Annotated in this window: 13 protein-coding genes; 7 read left to right on the top strand and 6 right to left on the bottom strand. The window is 55.8% G+C overall.

Features of this window, described 5'->3' with window-relative positions; translation table 11 throughout:
- Positions 1–206: 206 nt before the first annotated feature.
- On the top strand, positions 207–1,400 hold the full coding sequence (locus C4885_RS12360) for a DEAD/DEAH box helicase (RefSeq protein WP_114000628.1): 1,194 nt from the start codon (positions 207–209) through the stop codon (positions 1,398–1,400).
- Between the two features lie 325 nt (positions 1,401–1,725).
- On the opposite strand, the gene C4885_RS12365 is transcribed toward C4885_RS12360, so the two are convergent.
- Positions 1,726–3,201, bottom strand: coding sequence for a HAMP domain-containing sensor histidine kinase (locus C4885_RS12365; RefSeq protein WP_114000629.1), 1,476 nt, complete (start codon positions 3,199–3,201; stop codon positions 1,726–1,728).
- Positions 3,201–3,890: a response regulator transcription factor gene (locus C4885_RS12370; RefSeq protein ID WP_114000630.1), complete on the bottom strand. Its 690-nt coding sequence runs from the start codon at positions 3,888–3,890 to the stop codon at positions 3,201–3,203. The genes C4885_RS12365 and C4885_RS12370 overlap by 1 nt, the downstream gene beginning before the upstream one ends.
- Before the next feature lie 468 nt (positions 3,891–4,358).
- Here C4885_RS12370 and ychF point away from each other — a divergent pair, with 468 nt between their 5' ends.
- From ychF to C4885_RS12385, 3 genes are all read left to right on the top strand, one after another.
- Positions 4,359–5,489: a redox-regulated ATPase YchF gene (gene ychF, locus C4885_RS12375; RefSeq protein WP_114000631.1), complete on the top strand. Its 1,131-nt coding sequence runs from the start codon at positions 4,359–4,361 to the stop codon at positions 5,487–5,489.
- Positions 5,490–5,506: 17 nt separating this feature from the next.
- Positions 5,507–6,190, top strand: a complete 684-nt coding sequence (locus tag C4885_RS12380) for a 5'-methylthioadenosine/adenosylhomocysteine nucleosidase (RefSeq protein WP_114000632.1) — start codon at positions 5,507–5,509, stop codon at positions 6,188–6,190.
- A 67-nt stretch (positions 6,191–6,257) separates the two neighbouring features.
- Positions 6,258–7,400 (top strand): LCP family protein, encoded by a 1,143-nt coding sequence (locus tag C4885_RS12385; protein WP_114000633.1) that lies wholly within the window; start codon positions 6,258–6,260, stop codon positions 7,398–7,400.
- A gap of 65 nt (positions 7,401–7,465) precedes the next feature.
- Here the strand turns inward: C4885_RS12385 and C4885_RS12390 are convergent, their stop codons facing one another.
- From C4885_RS12390 to acpP, 3 genes are all read right to left on the bottom strand, one after another.
- On the bottom strand, positions 7,466–8,536 hold the full coding sequence (locus C4885_RS12390) for a sodium:calcium antiporter (RefSeq protein ID WP_114000634.1): 1,071 nt from the start codon (positions 8,534–8,536) through the stop codon (positions 7,466–7,468).
- A gap of 333 nt (positions 8,537–8,869) precedes the next feature.
- Positions 8,870–10,309: a proline--tRNA ligase gene (proS, locus tag C4885_RS12395; protein ID WP_114000635.1), complete on the bottom strand. Its 1,440-nt coding sequence runs from the start codon at positions 10,307–10,309 to the stop codon at positions 8,870–8,872.
- A gap of 47 nt (positions 10,310–10,356) precedes the next feature.
- Positions 10,357–10,596: an acyl carrier protein gene (acpP, locus tag C4885_RS12400; RefSeq protein WP_114000636.1), complete on the bottom strand. Its 240-nt coding sequence runs from the start codon at positions 10,594–10,596 to the stop codon at positions 10,357–10,359.
- A gap of 573 nt (positions 10,597–11,169) precedes the next feature.
- Between acpP and dapF the strand changes: the two genes are divergently transcribed.
- The 3 genes from dapF (at position 11,170) to C4885_RS12415 (ending at position 13,931) form a co-directional block, all read left to right on the top strand.
- On the top strand, positions 11,170–12,024 hold the full coding sequence (dapF, locus tag C4885_RS12405) for a diaminopimelate epimerase (RefSeq protein ID WP_114000637.1): 855 nt from the start codon (positions 11,170–11,172) through the stop codon (positions 12,022–12,024).
- Positions 12,025–12,269: 245 nt separating this feature from the next.
- Positions 12,270–13,460, top strand: coding sequence for an LL-diaminopimelate aminotransferase (locus C4885_RS12410; protein WP_114000638.1), 1,191 nt, complete (start codon positions 12,270–12,272; stop codon positions 13,458–13,460).
- Between the two features lie 60 nt (positions 13,461–13,520).
- Positions 13,521–13,931 carry a pyridoxamine 5'-phosphate oxidase family protein gene (locus tag C4885_RS12415; RefSeq protein ID WP_158538891.1) on the top strand — a complete coding sequence of 137 codons (411 nt, stop codon included), beginning with the start codon at positions 13,521–13,523 and terminating at the stop codon, positions 13,929–13,931.
- A gap of 82 nt (positions 13,932–14,013) precedes the next feature.
- On the opposite strand, the gene C4885_RS12420 is transcribed toward C4885_RS12415, so the two are convergent.
- A complete protein-coding gene (locus C4885_RS12420; RefSeq protein ID WP_114000640.1) occupies positions 14,014–14,589 on the bottom strand; it encodes a nitroreductase family protein in 576 nt (191 codons plus the stop codon).
- Between the last annotated feature and the right edge of the window lie 242 nt (positions 14,590–14,831).

A 14,831-nucleotide genomic window follows, 5' to 3' on the forward strand; every position in this document is an offset into this window, starting at 1 on the left:
TATTATCTGCGCTTTTGGCTTAGCATCTGCCGCACCTCGCTCGCCGTATCGGCACTTAGAATTATGCGGTATTGCCCTAAGTTCCGGCGGGGTCAGTGACCCCGCCCTACATATAAATTTATCATTCATTCCAATTTCTAATTTCTCATTCCTAATTAACTCCTCCCTACTAACCCCTAACTAACACGAAAGGTGTACACTAATTTATGAACTTCACTGAACTTTCTTCCTCCGTGCGGCCAGAGATCATCCGGGCAACACAGGCAATGGGATATACCGAGATGACCGAAATCCAGCAGAAGGCCATTCCCCTGATGCTGGCCGGGCATGATATGATTGCCAAGGCCCCCACCGGCACCGGCAAAACCGTTGCGTTCGGCATTCCCATTCTGCAAAAGGCCGCTGGTTTCCCGGCAGGTGCGCCCAAGGCCGTTGTGCTCAGCCCCACGCGTGAGCTGGCACAGCAGATTGCACAGGATCTGACTAACCTGGCGCAGTTCCTGCCGGAGATCCGCGTGGTGTGCGTGTACGGCGGTGCCGGGCTGGAAAAGCAGCAGAAACAGCTGAAAGCCGGCTGCCAGATCGTGGTTGCCACCCCCGGCCGCCTGATGGACCACTACCGCCACCATGCGCTGGATCTTTCGCAGGTGACGACCATTGTGCTGGACGAAGCCGACGAAATGCTGAACATGGGCTTTTACAAGGATGTGCGCGGCATCATTGACCTGCTGAAAAGCAGAGAGTCCCTATCCATGTTCAGCGCCACCATCAGCCGCGAGGTACTGGATATCGGCTGGCTGTACCAGCACAACGCCGCCGAAGTAGACGTTCAGCCGGTGCAGGAATCCAGCCCCAAAATTGCCCAGTACAAGCTGCTGACCACCGGCCGCGACAAGCTGGCTGACCTGGCCCAGATCATCATCAGCAAGGATTACAAGCGCGTAATGGTGTTTTGCAACACCAAGTACAACACCGGCATGCTGGCAAACCAGCTGGCCCGGCTGCATTTTAATGTAGACTGCCTGCATGGCGATTTGAGCCAGGCGGAACGCAACCGCATCATGCAGCGCTTTAAAGCCGGCGAGATCAATGTGCTGGTTGCCACCGATGTGGCCGCCCGCGGCATCGATGTTTCGGATGTGGACGCCGTCATCAACTATGATGTGCCCGAAGAGAACGAGCATTACACCCACCGCATCGGCCGCACCGGCCGCGCCAAGCGCGAAGGCGCCAGCTACCTGTTCTATACCAAGGACGAGCAGAAGCGCGTGGACACCCTGCTGCGCCTGACCCGCAATACGGATGACTGCCGCAGCGTGCATTTTGACTTCAACCATGAAAAACTGGTGGTGGAAGAAAAGCAGAACGTGGATAAGTTCAACATCAAGTGCTATTTCTGATCTTATTTCTGCCAATATAAAATAACGTGGGGCGGTGCTTGTGCATCGTCCCACGTTTTGTACCTTTTTGTCGGCCAGCCCCGTGCGCGCTTTCTATCCGGCGCTGGGGCAACCCCAAACTAAAGGCAACACCGCACAATTCCCGCCTTGCGGCTTAAGCACCGCTCCGGCAGCCGCTGCAAAGGCGAAGCACACCGGAACACACCACGCTCTTTGCACAAGATAGGCCATAAACAAAGGACCAAAGCCGCACGCTTTTCAGCTAATGGCTTTGGTCCTTTTCAATTCTATTGTCGCCGGGTATCCGATTCCGGGGTTGGGGCTGTTACTCGGTTTTGCCTGCAGGCAGGGTAAAGGTAAAGCGGCACCATTTGCCCATCTCGCTTTCGGCCTTGATCTGGCCGCCGGACAGGGTGATCAGCACCTTGCAGATATGCAACCCCAGGCCGCTGCCGCGGGTGTTCAGGCCGCGGGAGCGGTCCTCCTTATAAAAGCGCTCAAACACAAAGGGCAGGGCATCCGGCGCAATGCCGTCGCCGGTGTTCTCGATGGTCACCCGCACCATGTCGTTTTCCTGCTGGATATCAAACTTGATGACGCCATCCGGCGGGGTAAACTTGATGGCGTTATCCACAATGTTGTAGACCACTTGATGGATAAAGTCCGGGTCGGCATACACCATGGTGCCCGTGGGGCCAAGGCCCTGGATATCGATCTTGCCATCCTCAATGCGGCGCTCATCCGAAAGCACCACGTCCGTAACGGTGGACCAGATATCGTAATTTTTGGGAGTACCTTTCACCTCGCCGGATTCCAGTTTGGTGATATCCAGCATGTTCTGCACCAGCCGGGCCAAGCGGCCGGTTTCCTGCGATACCACGCCAAGATAATGCTTGTACTCGCTTTCCGGGATGGTGCCGTCCAGCATGCCGTCAATAAAGCCCTTGATGCTGGTCATGGGGGTGCGCAGTTCATGGGCAATGTTGCCCATAAACTGCCCGCGGGAGTTATCAATGTTTTGCAGGCGGCCCGCCATGTTGTTAAAGGTCGTGGCAAAATCCGCCAGCTCCTGACAGCCAGTTACGGGGGCACGTGCGGTGAAATCGCCGCCGCCCAGCCGTTTGGCGGCCTGGCTGATCTGTTCGATCGGCCAGGTAATGCGCCGCGCCAGCACCATGCACAAAATGCCGCAGACAATCAGGATGACCGCCGAGGACAGCAAAAGCATCGTCAGGATGGAGCGGATATAGACCGCCAGCGCATGTACCGGTGTTGCAGCAAACAAATAACCCTCGCTGCCGCCCAGATTCACGCGGCGGCCCGCAATATAATACTTATCGTGCAGGGTATCGTCCATGGTACCCATAAGAAAGATATCCTTGCCGCTGTCCATCTCTTCCTGCAAGTTCTGCGGGATCTTTGCACTTTCGGCTACATCTTTGCCGGTGTGCATCAGGATGTTGCCATCCCGGTCTGCCACAAACACAAGTGCGTCCGATGATGTATTGAACAGTTCAAAGCCGGTCTTGGCTCGCTCCACCAACTCATTGTCCCCGCCGGGCAGGGTCACAATGTTTCCTTCCGAAGCATAGGTCTCCGCCATGGCAGTAGCACCGTCCAGCACGGCAGTCAGGGCACTTTTGCGCTCCTGGGCAAAGTACGCGCAGGAGAGCCCCGTTTGCAGCATGCACATCAACACCAGCGCCACCAGCAGCAGCGAGGCAAAGGTTGCAAACACTTCCCCGCTTACGCTGCGCAGCGGGGCTGCCCCGTTATTCTCTTCTTTTTTGGCGCGGCACATTATTCTTTAACCTCAAACTTGTAACCAACGCCCCACACGGTTTTCAGGTTCCACTGTTCCGAGGCTCCCTCCAGCTTTTCGCGCAGGCGCTTAACATGGACGTCGATGGTGCGGGAGTCGCCATAATATTCAAAGCCCCACACTTCGTCCAGCAGCTGGTCACGCGTATAGACCCGGTTGGGGTGCCCAGCCAGGCAGGCCAGCAGTTCCAACTCTTTGGGCGGCGCATCCACCACTTTACCCTTCACTTTCAGCTCATAGCGGTTCATATCCAGGTGCAGGTTGTCAAAGTCATAAACGCCTTTGTTTTCTTCGTCCTTGCTGCCGCAGCGGCGCAGAACAGCCTTGATACGGGCTGTCACTTCCTTGGTTTCAAAAGGCTTTACGATGTAATCATCCGCACCCAGTTCCAGGCCCAGAACCTTATCATAGGTTTCGCCCTTTGCCGTCAGCATAATGATGGGGGTCTGGTTGTTCTGGCGGATCTTGCGGCAAACTTCCCACCCATCAATGCCGGGCATCATCACATCCAACAACACAAGGTCCGGGTGCAGCTTATCAAATTCCTGCAGTGCAGCAGTGCCATCATTGGCAATGGTCACACCGTATCCCTCTTTGACCAGGTACAGACGCAGCAGTTCACAGATGTTTTTATCATCATCCACAACCAGAATTTTCTCGTTTGACATGGGTTTTATGCCCTCCTACTCTATGGCAACACCGCACAATTCCCGCCTGACGGCTTAAGCACCGCTCCGGCGGCTGCGGCACGGCATCTGCGTTGCCAAAATGCTCGATAATGTCGGGTTGCTGTTTCCGCCACTGGCGGCGCTCACCTTTGCAGCATCCAGTATTATCTGCGCTTTTGGCTTAGTAGCTGCCGCACCTCGCTCGCCGTATCGGCACTTAGAATTATGCGGTATTGCCCTATGTTTTCCCGCGCCGGACAGGGCCGGTACGGGGGTATTTTGATTTGACCTTTTAACATTATAAGGCATAAATGTGGAAAAATAAAGAACAACCGGTGGTCAAAACAGGTAAAATGTGTAGAATTGCGCAAAATTATGAGCATGGCCGCGCCCTGCCCTTGCACGCAGTGCGCTGGTTGGGTATAATGATAGACAGTCAAAATATTCCGTTAAGGAGAATGAGTACAAATGAAATTAGGTATCGTCGGTTTGCCCAATGTTGGCAAATCCACTTTGTTCAATGCGCTGACCAGCACCCAGAATGCTCAGGCAGCCAACTATCCGTTCTGCACCATTGAGCCGAACTCCGGCATTGTTCCGGTTCCTGATGCCCGGCTGGACAAACTGGCCGAGATCTGGCAGACAGACAAAAAGACCCCCGCCATTGTGGAGTTTGTGGATATCGCCGGTCTGGTCAAAGGTGCCAGCCAGGGCGCTGGTCTGGGAAACAAGTTCCTGGGCCATATCCGCGAGTGCGATGCCATTGTACATGTGGTGCGCTGCTTTGACGATGACAACATCATCCATGTTGTGGAGGATGTGAACAAGCCGGAAAGCGTTGACCCCATCCGCGATATTGACGCCATCGACCTGGAGCTGATCCTGGCCGACCTGGAAGTTGTCAGCAACCGCCTGGGCCGCCAGCAGAAAGCCGCCAAGACCGGCAATAAGACCGCTGCTGCCGAAGCTGCCTGGCTGACAGAGCTTGCCGCTCATCTGGAAGGCGGCAAGCCCGCCCGTTCCTTTGCCTTTGACCCGGATGACGACAGCCAGAACACCGCTCGCAAAGAACTGGGTCTGCTCTCCGCCAAGCCGGTGATTTATGCCTGCAACGTGGGCGAGGATGACCTGCTGGGCGGGTTGGACGAGAACCCATACTATCCGTTGGTTGCCGCCCGCGCCAAAGAGGAAAACGCACAGGCAATCCCCATCTGTGCCAAGACCGAGGAAGATATCGCCGGTTCCAGCCAGGAAGAAAAGCTGGCGTTCCTGCACGAGATGGGCATTGAATCCACCGGCCTGGATAATCTGATTAAGGCAAGCTATGATCTGCTGGGCCTCATCAGCTTTTTGACGGACGGCAAAAAGGAATGCCGCGCCTGGACCATCAAGCGCGGCACCAAAGCCCCGCAGGCTGCCGGCAAAATCCATTCCGACTTTGAGCGCGGCTTTATCCGCGCCCAGGTCATCAGCTATGACGCACTGGCCGACAACAACTTTGACTATGCTGCGGTTAAGGCCAAGGGCCTGCAGCGCACCGAGGGCAAGGAATACGTTGTGAATGATGGCGATGTGATCGAATTCCTCTTCAACGTCTGATAAAAAGGAGCAATACCATGATCATTGGCATTATGGGCGCTATGCCCGATGAAGTTGACCAGCTGTGTGCCAAGCTGGAGCAGGTGACCAAAGAAACTTACGCCGGGGTGGAGTACCACCAGGGCATGCTGAACGGCCGCCAGGTCGTTGTGTGCTGCGCCGGTATGGGCAAGGCAAACGCCGCTTCCACCGTGCAGGTTCTAATTACCAAGTACGGTGCCGAGAAGATCATCTTCTCCGGCATTGCAGGCAACATGACCAGCAAGATCGGCATTGGTGATGTCTGCGTGGGCGAAACCGTGGTATATCACGACGCCCAGAATGACATGATTGCCCAGAGCGCACCGTTCACCGCAGAGTACCACGGCGACCCGGCCCTGGTCAAAGCTGCACTGGATGCCTGCAACGCCTGTGGTGTTAAGGCCATTGCCGGCAAGATTGCCACCGGTGACCTTTTTGTTGGCGATGCCGCCACCAAAAAGGCTATCGAGGACAAATGCCAGCCCGACTGCGTGGAGATGGAAGGCGCTGCTGTAAGCCAGGTTGCCGCCCGCAACGGCGTACCCTGCGTCATCCTGCGCGCCATGAGCGACAACGCGGACGAGAGCGGTTATGAAGTTCTTGTCGTGAAAAAGTTCAGCATCGGCGAGTACATCAAAACTGCCACTGCCATTGTGGCAAATATGATCGAAGCACTGTAATTGGGGAAAACGCTTTTAGGAAAAGTATAAAACACTTTTAGGAAAAGTATAAAATAACGGTAAAAAGATGAAAATTACACGTGAAGAAGAAAGCAAAATAAAAGACACACCTGAGGTTTCTGCTCCGGCCCCGACTGAAACGCCGGAACAGCCCGCAGCGGCCGCAAAGCCTGCCACGCGCTGGGCGGCTATTCCGCTGTGGGGGCGGGTACTGCTGATTCTTGGCATTGCACTCCTCTTGTTGGTATTCGTTGGCTATGCCGCTTTGCAGGGCATGCTGGGGCGCATCCGGCGTGCATCGGCCACCGAGGCAGTCTCTCAACAGGAAGAAACCTTTGAATCGGACGAAAACGCCGATGATACCTTGAGCCCGGAGGATGTAATCTGGAACGGGGCCGACACCAGCGTGATGCAGGACAAAGACATTGTGAACCTGCTGCTGATTGGCCAGGACCGCCGCGAAGGCCAAGACCGCCAGCGGTCCGACAGCATGATCATGGTCACGCTGAACAAAAAGACCAAACAGATCAGCATGACCTCCTTTATGCGGGACCTGTATGTACAGATTCCCGGCTACAGCGACAACCGCATCAACGCAGCCTATGCCTTTGGCGGCATGGATCTGCTGGACAGCACGCTGAACACCAATTTTGGTGTAGAGATTGCTGGGAATGTGGAAGTTGACTTTGGCGAGTTCCAGACCTTGATCGACAGCATTGGCGGCATTGACCTAGAACTGACCCAGGACGAGGCAGATTATATCTGCGGCAGAAAGCGAGATGTAACCTACCCACAGCAGCTCCGCACGGACTGGAACCTGCATGAAGGGGTAAACCACCTGACCGGCGAGCAGGCCCTGATCCATGCACGCAACCGCTCCCTGGGCAACGATTATGCCCGCACCGACCGCCAGCGTGCTGTGCTGATGGCGATCATCAATAAAGTGAAACAGATGGATGCTGTTTCCATCGTCAACTTTATTAACCAGGTTCTGCCACTGCTGACCACCGACATGACCTCCGGCGAAATTCTGGGGTATGCGATGGAAGCTTTGCAGATGAATTTTGACAGTGAGCACTCTTACCGCATTCCGGCAGAGGGCACCTATACCGGCGCGGTAATCCGCGGCATGCAGGTACTGGTACCGGACCTGGCTGCCAACCAGACCTACCTGATGGATGTTCTGTATCATACAGACAACAACCAATAAACACATTACAAAAATATCGCCCGGCGTGGAACTGCAATGTTCCCGCCGGGCGGTTTTGTTTTGAATTATGCGCCTGCCCGCGGCATGATAAGCACGGCGGCAAGGTACATAACATAAAGTATCAGGCATACCCTGCCCTGCCAGCGGTAAAGCCGCTTTTTGACCAGCGGCGGCAGCAGCAGGATCAATGCCATCAAAACGCAGAACGGGATATCATACTGGCGGAACTGTTCACCCACCGGCAAGCGGCGGCGGTACATTAGGCTGGAAACAGGCAGCACCAGCGTGATGCTCAAAATGGCGCTGTTCAGCACCTGCATGGGCAGTGCCTGCGGCGGGTAGATGCGGCATTTTTCCGCAAATCGCTTCCAGGCAGAGCCAAGGGGATGGTCGAACACTTCCACCAGCAGGGGCAGACAGAGGCCAAAGGAAATCAGGGTTGCCGCCCACTGGGCCTGAATGGTGCCAGTCAGGTTGGCCAGCGCCACGGCGCTGTTCAGCAGGGCCCACGCTCCCACGCAGAGCACTGCCATGCCGCCCACCACCCCGGCCAGGTTGCGCAGGCTGGTGCGGATGCTCATAGCCGGGAACAGGACGGTCCGCCCGGATGGGTCTTCCGGCGGGGTCTTTTCGCCTTTTTCCTTCTGGAAAGTGATAAGCTCCAGCCCCTCCCGGAACGCAAAGCGGTACTGGTAGGCGATGCTCTGCATGACAAACAGAACAAACAGGCCCATCAGCAGGCCGGTACCGGTATAGCTCAGGGTGCCGTCCCGCACAAACAGGGCCACCACGCCGCAGGCCACCAGCAACAGGGCGCACTTGCGCAGCAGCTCGCCGCGGTCCACCGTGACATTACAGCGCAGCAGGCAAAGCGCCAGTACCAGCCCCAGCTGGGTGACAGCGCCCGCCAGAGCCGTACCAACGGCCAGCGCAGTAACGGACATACCTGCCGCCAGAAACGCCAGCACCAGCTGCGGCAGCGCCGTACACACCGCCACCAGCGTGCCGCCCACCATCCACATAGGCAGCCCGCACAGCGCCCCGCACCACGTTGCGCAGCGCGAAGCCAGCCTGCTGCCGATACCAGTCAGCAGCAAGCCCAGAGCATAGAGCAGCAATGTAGGGAGAAGAAGCATAGTTTTTTAGTTAGAAGTTAGGGGGGGAGGCGTTAATTAGAAATTAGGATTGATACCAAAATCACAAAGACATCTCTCACAAAGTCCCGGAACGGTCACTGCGCCCGCAGGCGCGTTTCGGAGGCCAACCGGGATTTTAATCCCGGCTCTTAGGCCGGAGATAGACCGTTCCCTACGGACTATTTTGTAATGGGCAACAAAAATCAAAAATAGCCACACACCGATCGTGGCACAACAGCGGTGCCCTATATATACCCTGAGTTTCCCAAAAAGCACCCGTTTCCCCATACAAAAACCGGCAGTGCCGCATAAAACAGCACTGCCGGGATTGGCTTAGTATGCGATGCCCCAGACGACCATGCTCTTGGCGGGCTTGCCGCAGACCGGGCATACGTCGGACAGGTGTTCCTGCTCGAACGGCATGCAGCGGCTGGAAAGCCCTGCTTCGGTCTTCATGGCTTCCTCACAGGCCAGGTCACCGCACCACATGGTTTTGACAAAGCCGGTCTTTTCGGACACGATCTTTTTCACTTCGTCCATGGTGGTGGCGCTCCAGGTGCGGTTTTCGCGGTTCTGCAAAGCGCGGTCATACAGATCCTTGGCCAGAGCTTCCATTGCGGCGGGAATTGCGGTGGCCAGATCTTCAAACTTCACAAACTGCTTTTCGCGGGTATCGCGGCGGACCAGCACGCACTGGCCGTTCTCGATATCGCGGGGGCCGACTTCCAGGCGAACAGGCACGCCCTTCATTTCCCACTGGGCAAACTTCCAGCCGGGCTGCTTGTCGGAATCGTCCAGTTTCACGCGGGCATACTTACCGATTTCGGCAGCCAGTTCGCGGCATTTGTCCAGTACGCCGGGTTTGTGGGCGGCAACGGGAACGATGACCACCTGCACCGGGGCAATGGCCGGGGGCAGGATCAGACCGTCGTCATCGCCGTGGGTCATGATGATAGCGCCGATCAAACGAGTAGAAGCGCCCCAGCTGGTCTGGAAGGGGTACTGCAGGGTGTTGTCGCGGCCGGTAAAGGTAACGTCATAGGCGCGGCTGAACTTATCGCCAAAATAGTGGCTGGTGCCGCTCTGCAGGGCTTTGCCGTCCTTCATCATGGCTTCGATGGTGTAGGTAGCCTCGGCACCGGCAAACTTTTCCTTATCGGTCTTGCGGCCTTTCAGCACGGGGATGCACAGATCATGCTCGGCAAAGTCGGCATAGCAGTTCAGCTGCTGCTCGGTCTCAGCCTTGGCCTCCTCGGCAGTCTCGTGGATGGTGTGGCCTTCCTGCCACCAGAACTCACGGGTGCGCAGGAACGGGCGAGTGGATTTTTCCCAGCGAACCACGCTGCACCACTGATTGTACAGCATAGGCAGGTCACGGTAAGAATGCAGCACATGGCTGAAATGGTCGCAGAACATCGTTTCGCTGGTGGGGCGCACAGCAAGGCGCTCTTCCAGCGGGTCAGAACCGCCTGCAGTGACCCAGGCAACTTCGGGGGCAAAGCCGTTTACCAGCTCGCCCTCCTTTTTCAGCAGGCTTTCGGGGATCAACACAGGCATGGCCACGTTTTCGTGGCCGGTTGCCTTAAAGCGGCCATCCAGAATTTTCTGGATGTTCTCCCAGATTGCATAGCCATAGGGGCGCAGCACAACAAAGCCCTTGACGCTGGAATATTCAACCAGCTCTGCCTTGGTGCAGATATCCGTATACCACTGCGCGAAATCAACTTCCTGCGCGGTGATTGCTTCGACCATTTTTTTCTTATCGTTTGCCATTGGTTCCCCTCACACTTTCTTACAAAACTGCATGCTGCCATGCCGCATTACTGCATATGCTCTTCCACATAGGCAACCACATCGCCCACGGTGTGGAAATTTTCGATCTCCTCGTCCGGGATCTCGACCCCGAACTCGTCAGACAGGGTAGTGATCATATCGATCACATCCAGGCTGTCTGCGCCAAAATCATTGATAATATCGCTTTCGGGGGTGATTTTTTCAGCCTCGATGTCAAGCTGGTCAGCCAGATAATCGCGGATGCGCTCAAAAACTTCGGATTCCATAGCTTTTACTCCTTACCCGTATCAATATCGTATTTCTGCCATGCCGGTATCAGCACGCAGGGCACACATATACAGAATGTCATAGTACTTTTATATCGTATCTGCACAGCCTTGTCAAGTTTCCCGGCAACTTTTTTATCCGGGAGCTTTCACATCCCTGTACGCCGGTGCAGCGGGATGCTATAATATATAAAGTAATAAATAATAATGAATAAAGAATAATGTCGGTGCGCCGCCCGCGGCGGCGCAAATAAAATAGGTTGGCGGCTCTGACTAGAATACTTTTTGCCAGAGCCACTGACCTAGGGTGTATCTGAAAAGTCGAAAATATAGTCTATTTCTACAAACACAGCCGGATTTTGCGTTAAAAAGCCTTGGAATCCAGAAAGGATTCCTGCGGCTCTTTGCCTTAAATCCTGCTTGTGTTTGCGAAATATCCGTCATTTTCTTTGTTTTCAAATACACCTTAATAAAAGTGTGACGCCATGGGCATCACACAACCATTATTCTTTTTTCTTTTTTCTTTATTCTTTTATTTGATTCTTTCCACACCGCACAACAAGGAGGCACTTTATGCAACTGCACTTTACCAAAATGCACGGCTGCGGCAACGACTATATCTATCTTGACTGCCGCGAAACCGGCCTGCCTGCGGAGATTGCCGTCTGGAGCCAAAAACTTTCCCGCCGGCATTTTTCCATTGGGGCGGACGGCATTATCTGCATCTGCCCGCCGCTGACGGCGGACGGCGACGCCACCATGCGGATGTTCAACGCGGATGGCTCCGAGGGCAAAATGTGCGGCAACGGGGTGCGCTGTGTGGCGCAGTTTTTGTACACGCACGGCGTGCCAAAGGATGTGATCGAGATCGACACCCTGATGGCGGGCCGTAAAACGCTGCACCGCAAAGGCGAAGGACTGTGGCAGGCCCAGATGGGACATTTTTCTGCGATGGCGGACGCCCTGCCCGCCGTTGGGTTGGGGGCCGGGCCGCTGGTCCACGCCCCGCTGACGGCAGCGGGCAAAACCTGGGATGCCGCCTGCATCAGCACCGGCAACCCGCACTGCATCATTGAATGGCCGGATTGCGACACCTTGCCTACCGGCCATGCGCTGGCTGCCATCGGCCCGGAGTTTGAGCACCACCCGGCGTTCCCCGAAGGGGTCAACACCGAGTTTGTTTATATCGAAAGCCCCACCAGCGTAGTGATGCGGGTTTGGGAGCGCGGCAGCGGCGAGACGTTCGCCTGCGGCACCGGCTCCTGCGCCACGGTGGCCGCTTTGGTGCTGCGCGGCGTGTGCCCCCGCAATGTTCCGGTGGATGTACACCTGCTGGGCGGCATCCTTTCCATCACCATCACAGCAGATGATAACATCCTGATGGCCGGCCCGGCGGAGACGGCGTTTGTGGGTTGCGTGGAAGTGTAAAGTTCGTTAGGAGTTAGGAGTTTTCTCAAATTAGAAATTGGAGGTATGGCGAGGTTGACGGTAACACACTGAACCATATGAAGCCATATAAAATTAAAGAAATCTGGCGAAAATACTGTTTATCATAAGGGGTAGATTTTCGCGGTTTTTCTTGAATGTGGCGGCGTTTTATGATACCATACAGACATATCATTTAGGATTCCTAACCGCTACAGTATCATGTTAAAATGCAGAGGGAGCGAAAGATGAAACTGAACAAGCATTATTCCGAGCTGAACGAAAGCTATCTTTTCAGCACCATTGCGCACAAGGTTGCTGCTTACCAGAAAGCCAACCCTGATAAGGATATCATCCGCCTGGGCATTGGCGACGTAACGCTGCCGCTGGCCAAAAGCGTGACCGACGCCATGCTGAAAGCCGTTGAGGAGCAGGGCAAGAAAGAGACTTTCCACGGCTATATCCCCAGCGAGCAGGGCTATGAATTCCTGCGTTCCGCTATCCAGAAATACTATGCCGGCCACGGCGTGGAGCTGGACATGGCCGAAATCTTTGTATCCGACGGCGCCAAGAGCGACCTGGGCAACCTGCTGGATCTGTTTGATGTGGACAATACCGTGCTGGTTCCGGACCCCGTTTACCCCGTTTATGTGGATGACAACGTGATGGCCGGGCGCAAGATCCTGTACATGTCCGCCAGCGCCGAGAATAACTTTTTGCCGATGCCGGATGACAATGTTCATGCCGACATTGTGTACCTGTGCAGCCCCAACAACCCCACCGGCGCCACCTACACCGTGGACCAGCTGAAAGAGTGGGTGCGCTGGGCCAAGGCCAACAACGCCCTGATCCTGTTTGACGCCGCCTATGAATGCTTTGTCAGCGAACCGGGTCTGGCCCGCAGCATTTATGAGGTTGAGGGTGCTAAGGATTGCGCCGTTGAGGTTTGCAGCTTCTCCAAGATCGCAGGCTTTACCGGCACCCGCTGCGGCTACACCGTTGTGCCACAGGCCATTGTCTCTGACGGCCAGAGCCTGAACAAGATGTGGCTGCGCCGCCAGACCACCAAGTTCAACGGCGTTGCCTATGTGGTGCAGCGCGGCGCCGAAGCCGTGTTCACCGAGGAAGGCATGAAAGAGATCCAGCACAACCTGGACTACTACCGCCAGAACGCTGCCGTGATTGCAGCAGCACTGGACGAAGCCGGTGTGTGGTACTGCGGCGGCAAGAACAGCCCGTACATCTGGCTGCGCTGCCCCAACAACATGGGCAGCTGGGAGTTTTTTGACTGGCTGCTGGAGACCGCCAATGTTGTTGGCACCCCCGGCGAGGGCTTTGGCGAGTGCGGCAAGGGGTATTTCCGCCTGACCGCATTTGGCGATGCCGCCAAGACCAAGGAAGCAGCCGCCCGCATTGTGGCCGCACTGAAAACCCTGTAATAATTACCCGGCTGCCCCGCAGCCGAACCTGATAACACGCGGATGATTGGAGGAGCAACCATGACCCCAAGCGAAGAAATTATGCAGTTTTTGAAGGACAACCCGACCTTTTATCTTGCCACGGTGGATGGCTATCTGCCGCGCGTGCGCCCGCTGGGCTTTGCCATGTGGTACAAGGACCACCTGTGCCTGGGCATCGGCAAGCACAAGGCCGCATACAAGCAGCTGTTGGACAACACCAACCTGGAAATCTGCGCCTGCAACGAAAAGGGCGAGTTTTTGCGCGTGCAGGGTACTGCCAACTTTGACAATACCCCCGAAGCACAGGCCGCCGCATTCAAGATTATGCCGCAGCTGGCCGATATGTACAACGAGGAAACCGGCCTGAAGCTGGGTATTATCTACCTGGACCACCTGTCCGCCAAGCTGTTCTCCATGTCCGGCAGTGTAAAGGACATCATGGCCTATTAAGCGATAAGCAAAATAAGAGCAAAACCAACGCCCGTGCGTTCCGTTTATGGGGAGCGCACGGGCGGTTTATTTTATATCAAAATCAAAGGGTCTTGAGCAAAATTTCTTTCATCGGGCGTTTGGGCACGCAGTAATCGCGGGCATCGTCCAGGTAATACTTTACATTGCCGTTCTGCATGGCAACCAGGTGGCTTTTATGGGTGGGGTAGCCGAACGCCACCACGCTGTGCAGGCGCAGATTTTCGCCCAGGCCCAGCAGCTCCTTGATGGCGGGGCGGTCGATCGCCCCCATGATGCAGCTACCCACACCGTGCGCCCAGGCGGCGTCCGTCATGTTGGCAAGGGCAAGTCCGGTATCGGTATCATTGCAGCCGGGCAGGCTTTCATCCTGGCAGACAGCCACAAACAGTACCGGGGTCTCATCCGGTTTGGGCTGGCCCTGCTCCGGCGGCAGGTAAGCAGCCCAGTGCACCAGCGGCTGCATTTTGGCAACCATCTCCGGGCTTTGCACCAGCACATATTTCAGCGTCTGGCGGTTGGCACCGCAGCTGGCAATGCGGGCGGCCTCTATAATTTCCCGGGCAATGGCAGGTTCCACCGGCTTTTGTTCAAAGCGGCGGTAGGTGCGGCGGGTTTTCAAAAATTCCATTATATCCATGGGGGGTTCACACTCCTCTTTTTGCTGTTTCGGGTCCAGGCCGCGGCGGTGCCTATTTCGCGCACCGCCACCTGTCTTTGAGCAATACCGCATAATTCTAAGTGCCGATACGGCGAGCGAGGTGCGGCAGATGCCAAGCCAAAAGCGCAGATAATACTGGATGTCTTATCGAGCATTTTGGCAACGCAGATGCCGTGCCGCAGCCGCCGGAGCGGTGCTTAAGCCGCAAGGCGGGAATTGTG

This window comes from Subdoligranulum sp. APC924/74 (assembly GCF_003324125.1).
GTDB classification, from domain to species: Bacteria; Bacillota; Clostridia; order Oscillospirales; family Ruminococcaceae; genus Gemmiger; species Gemmiger qucibialis.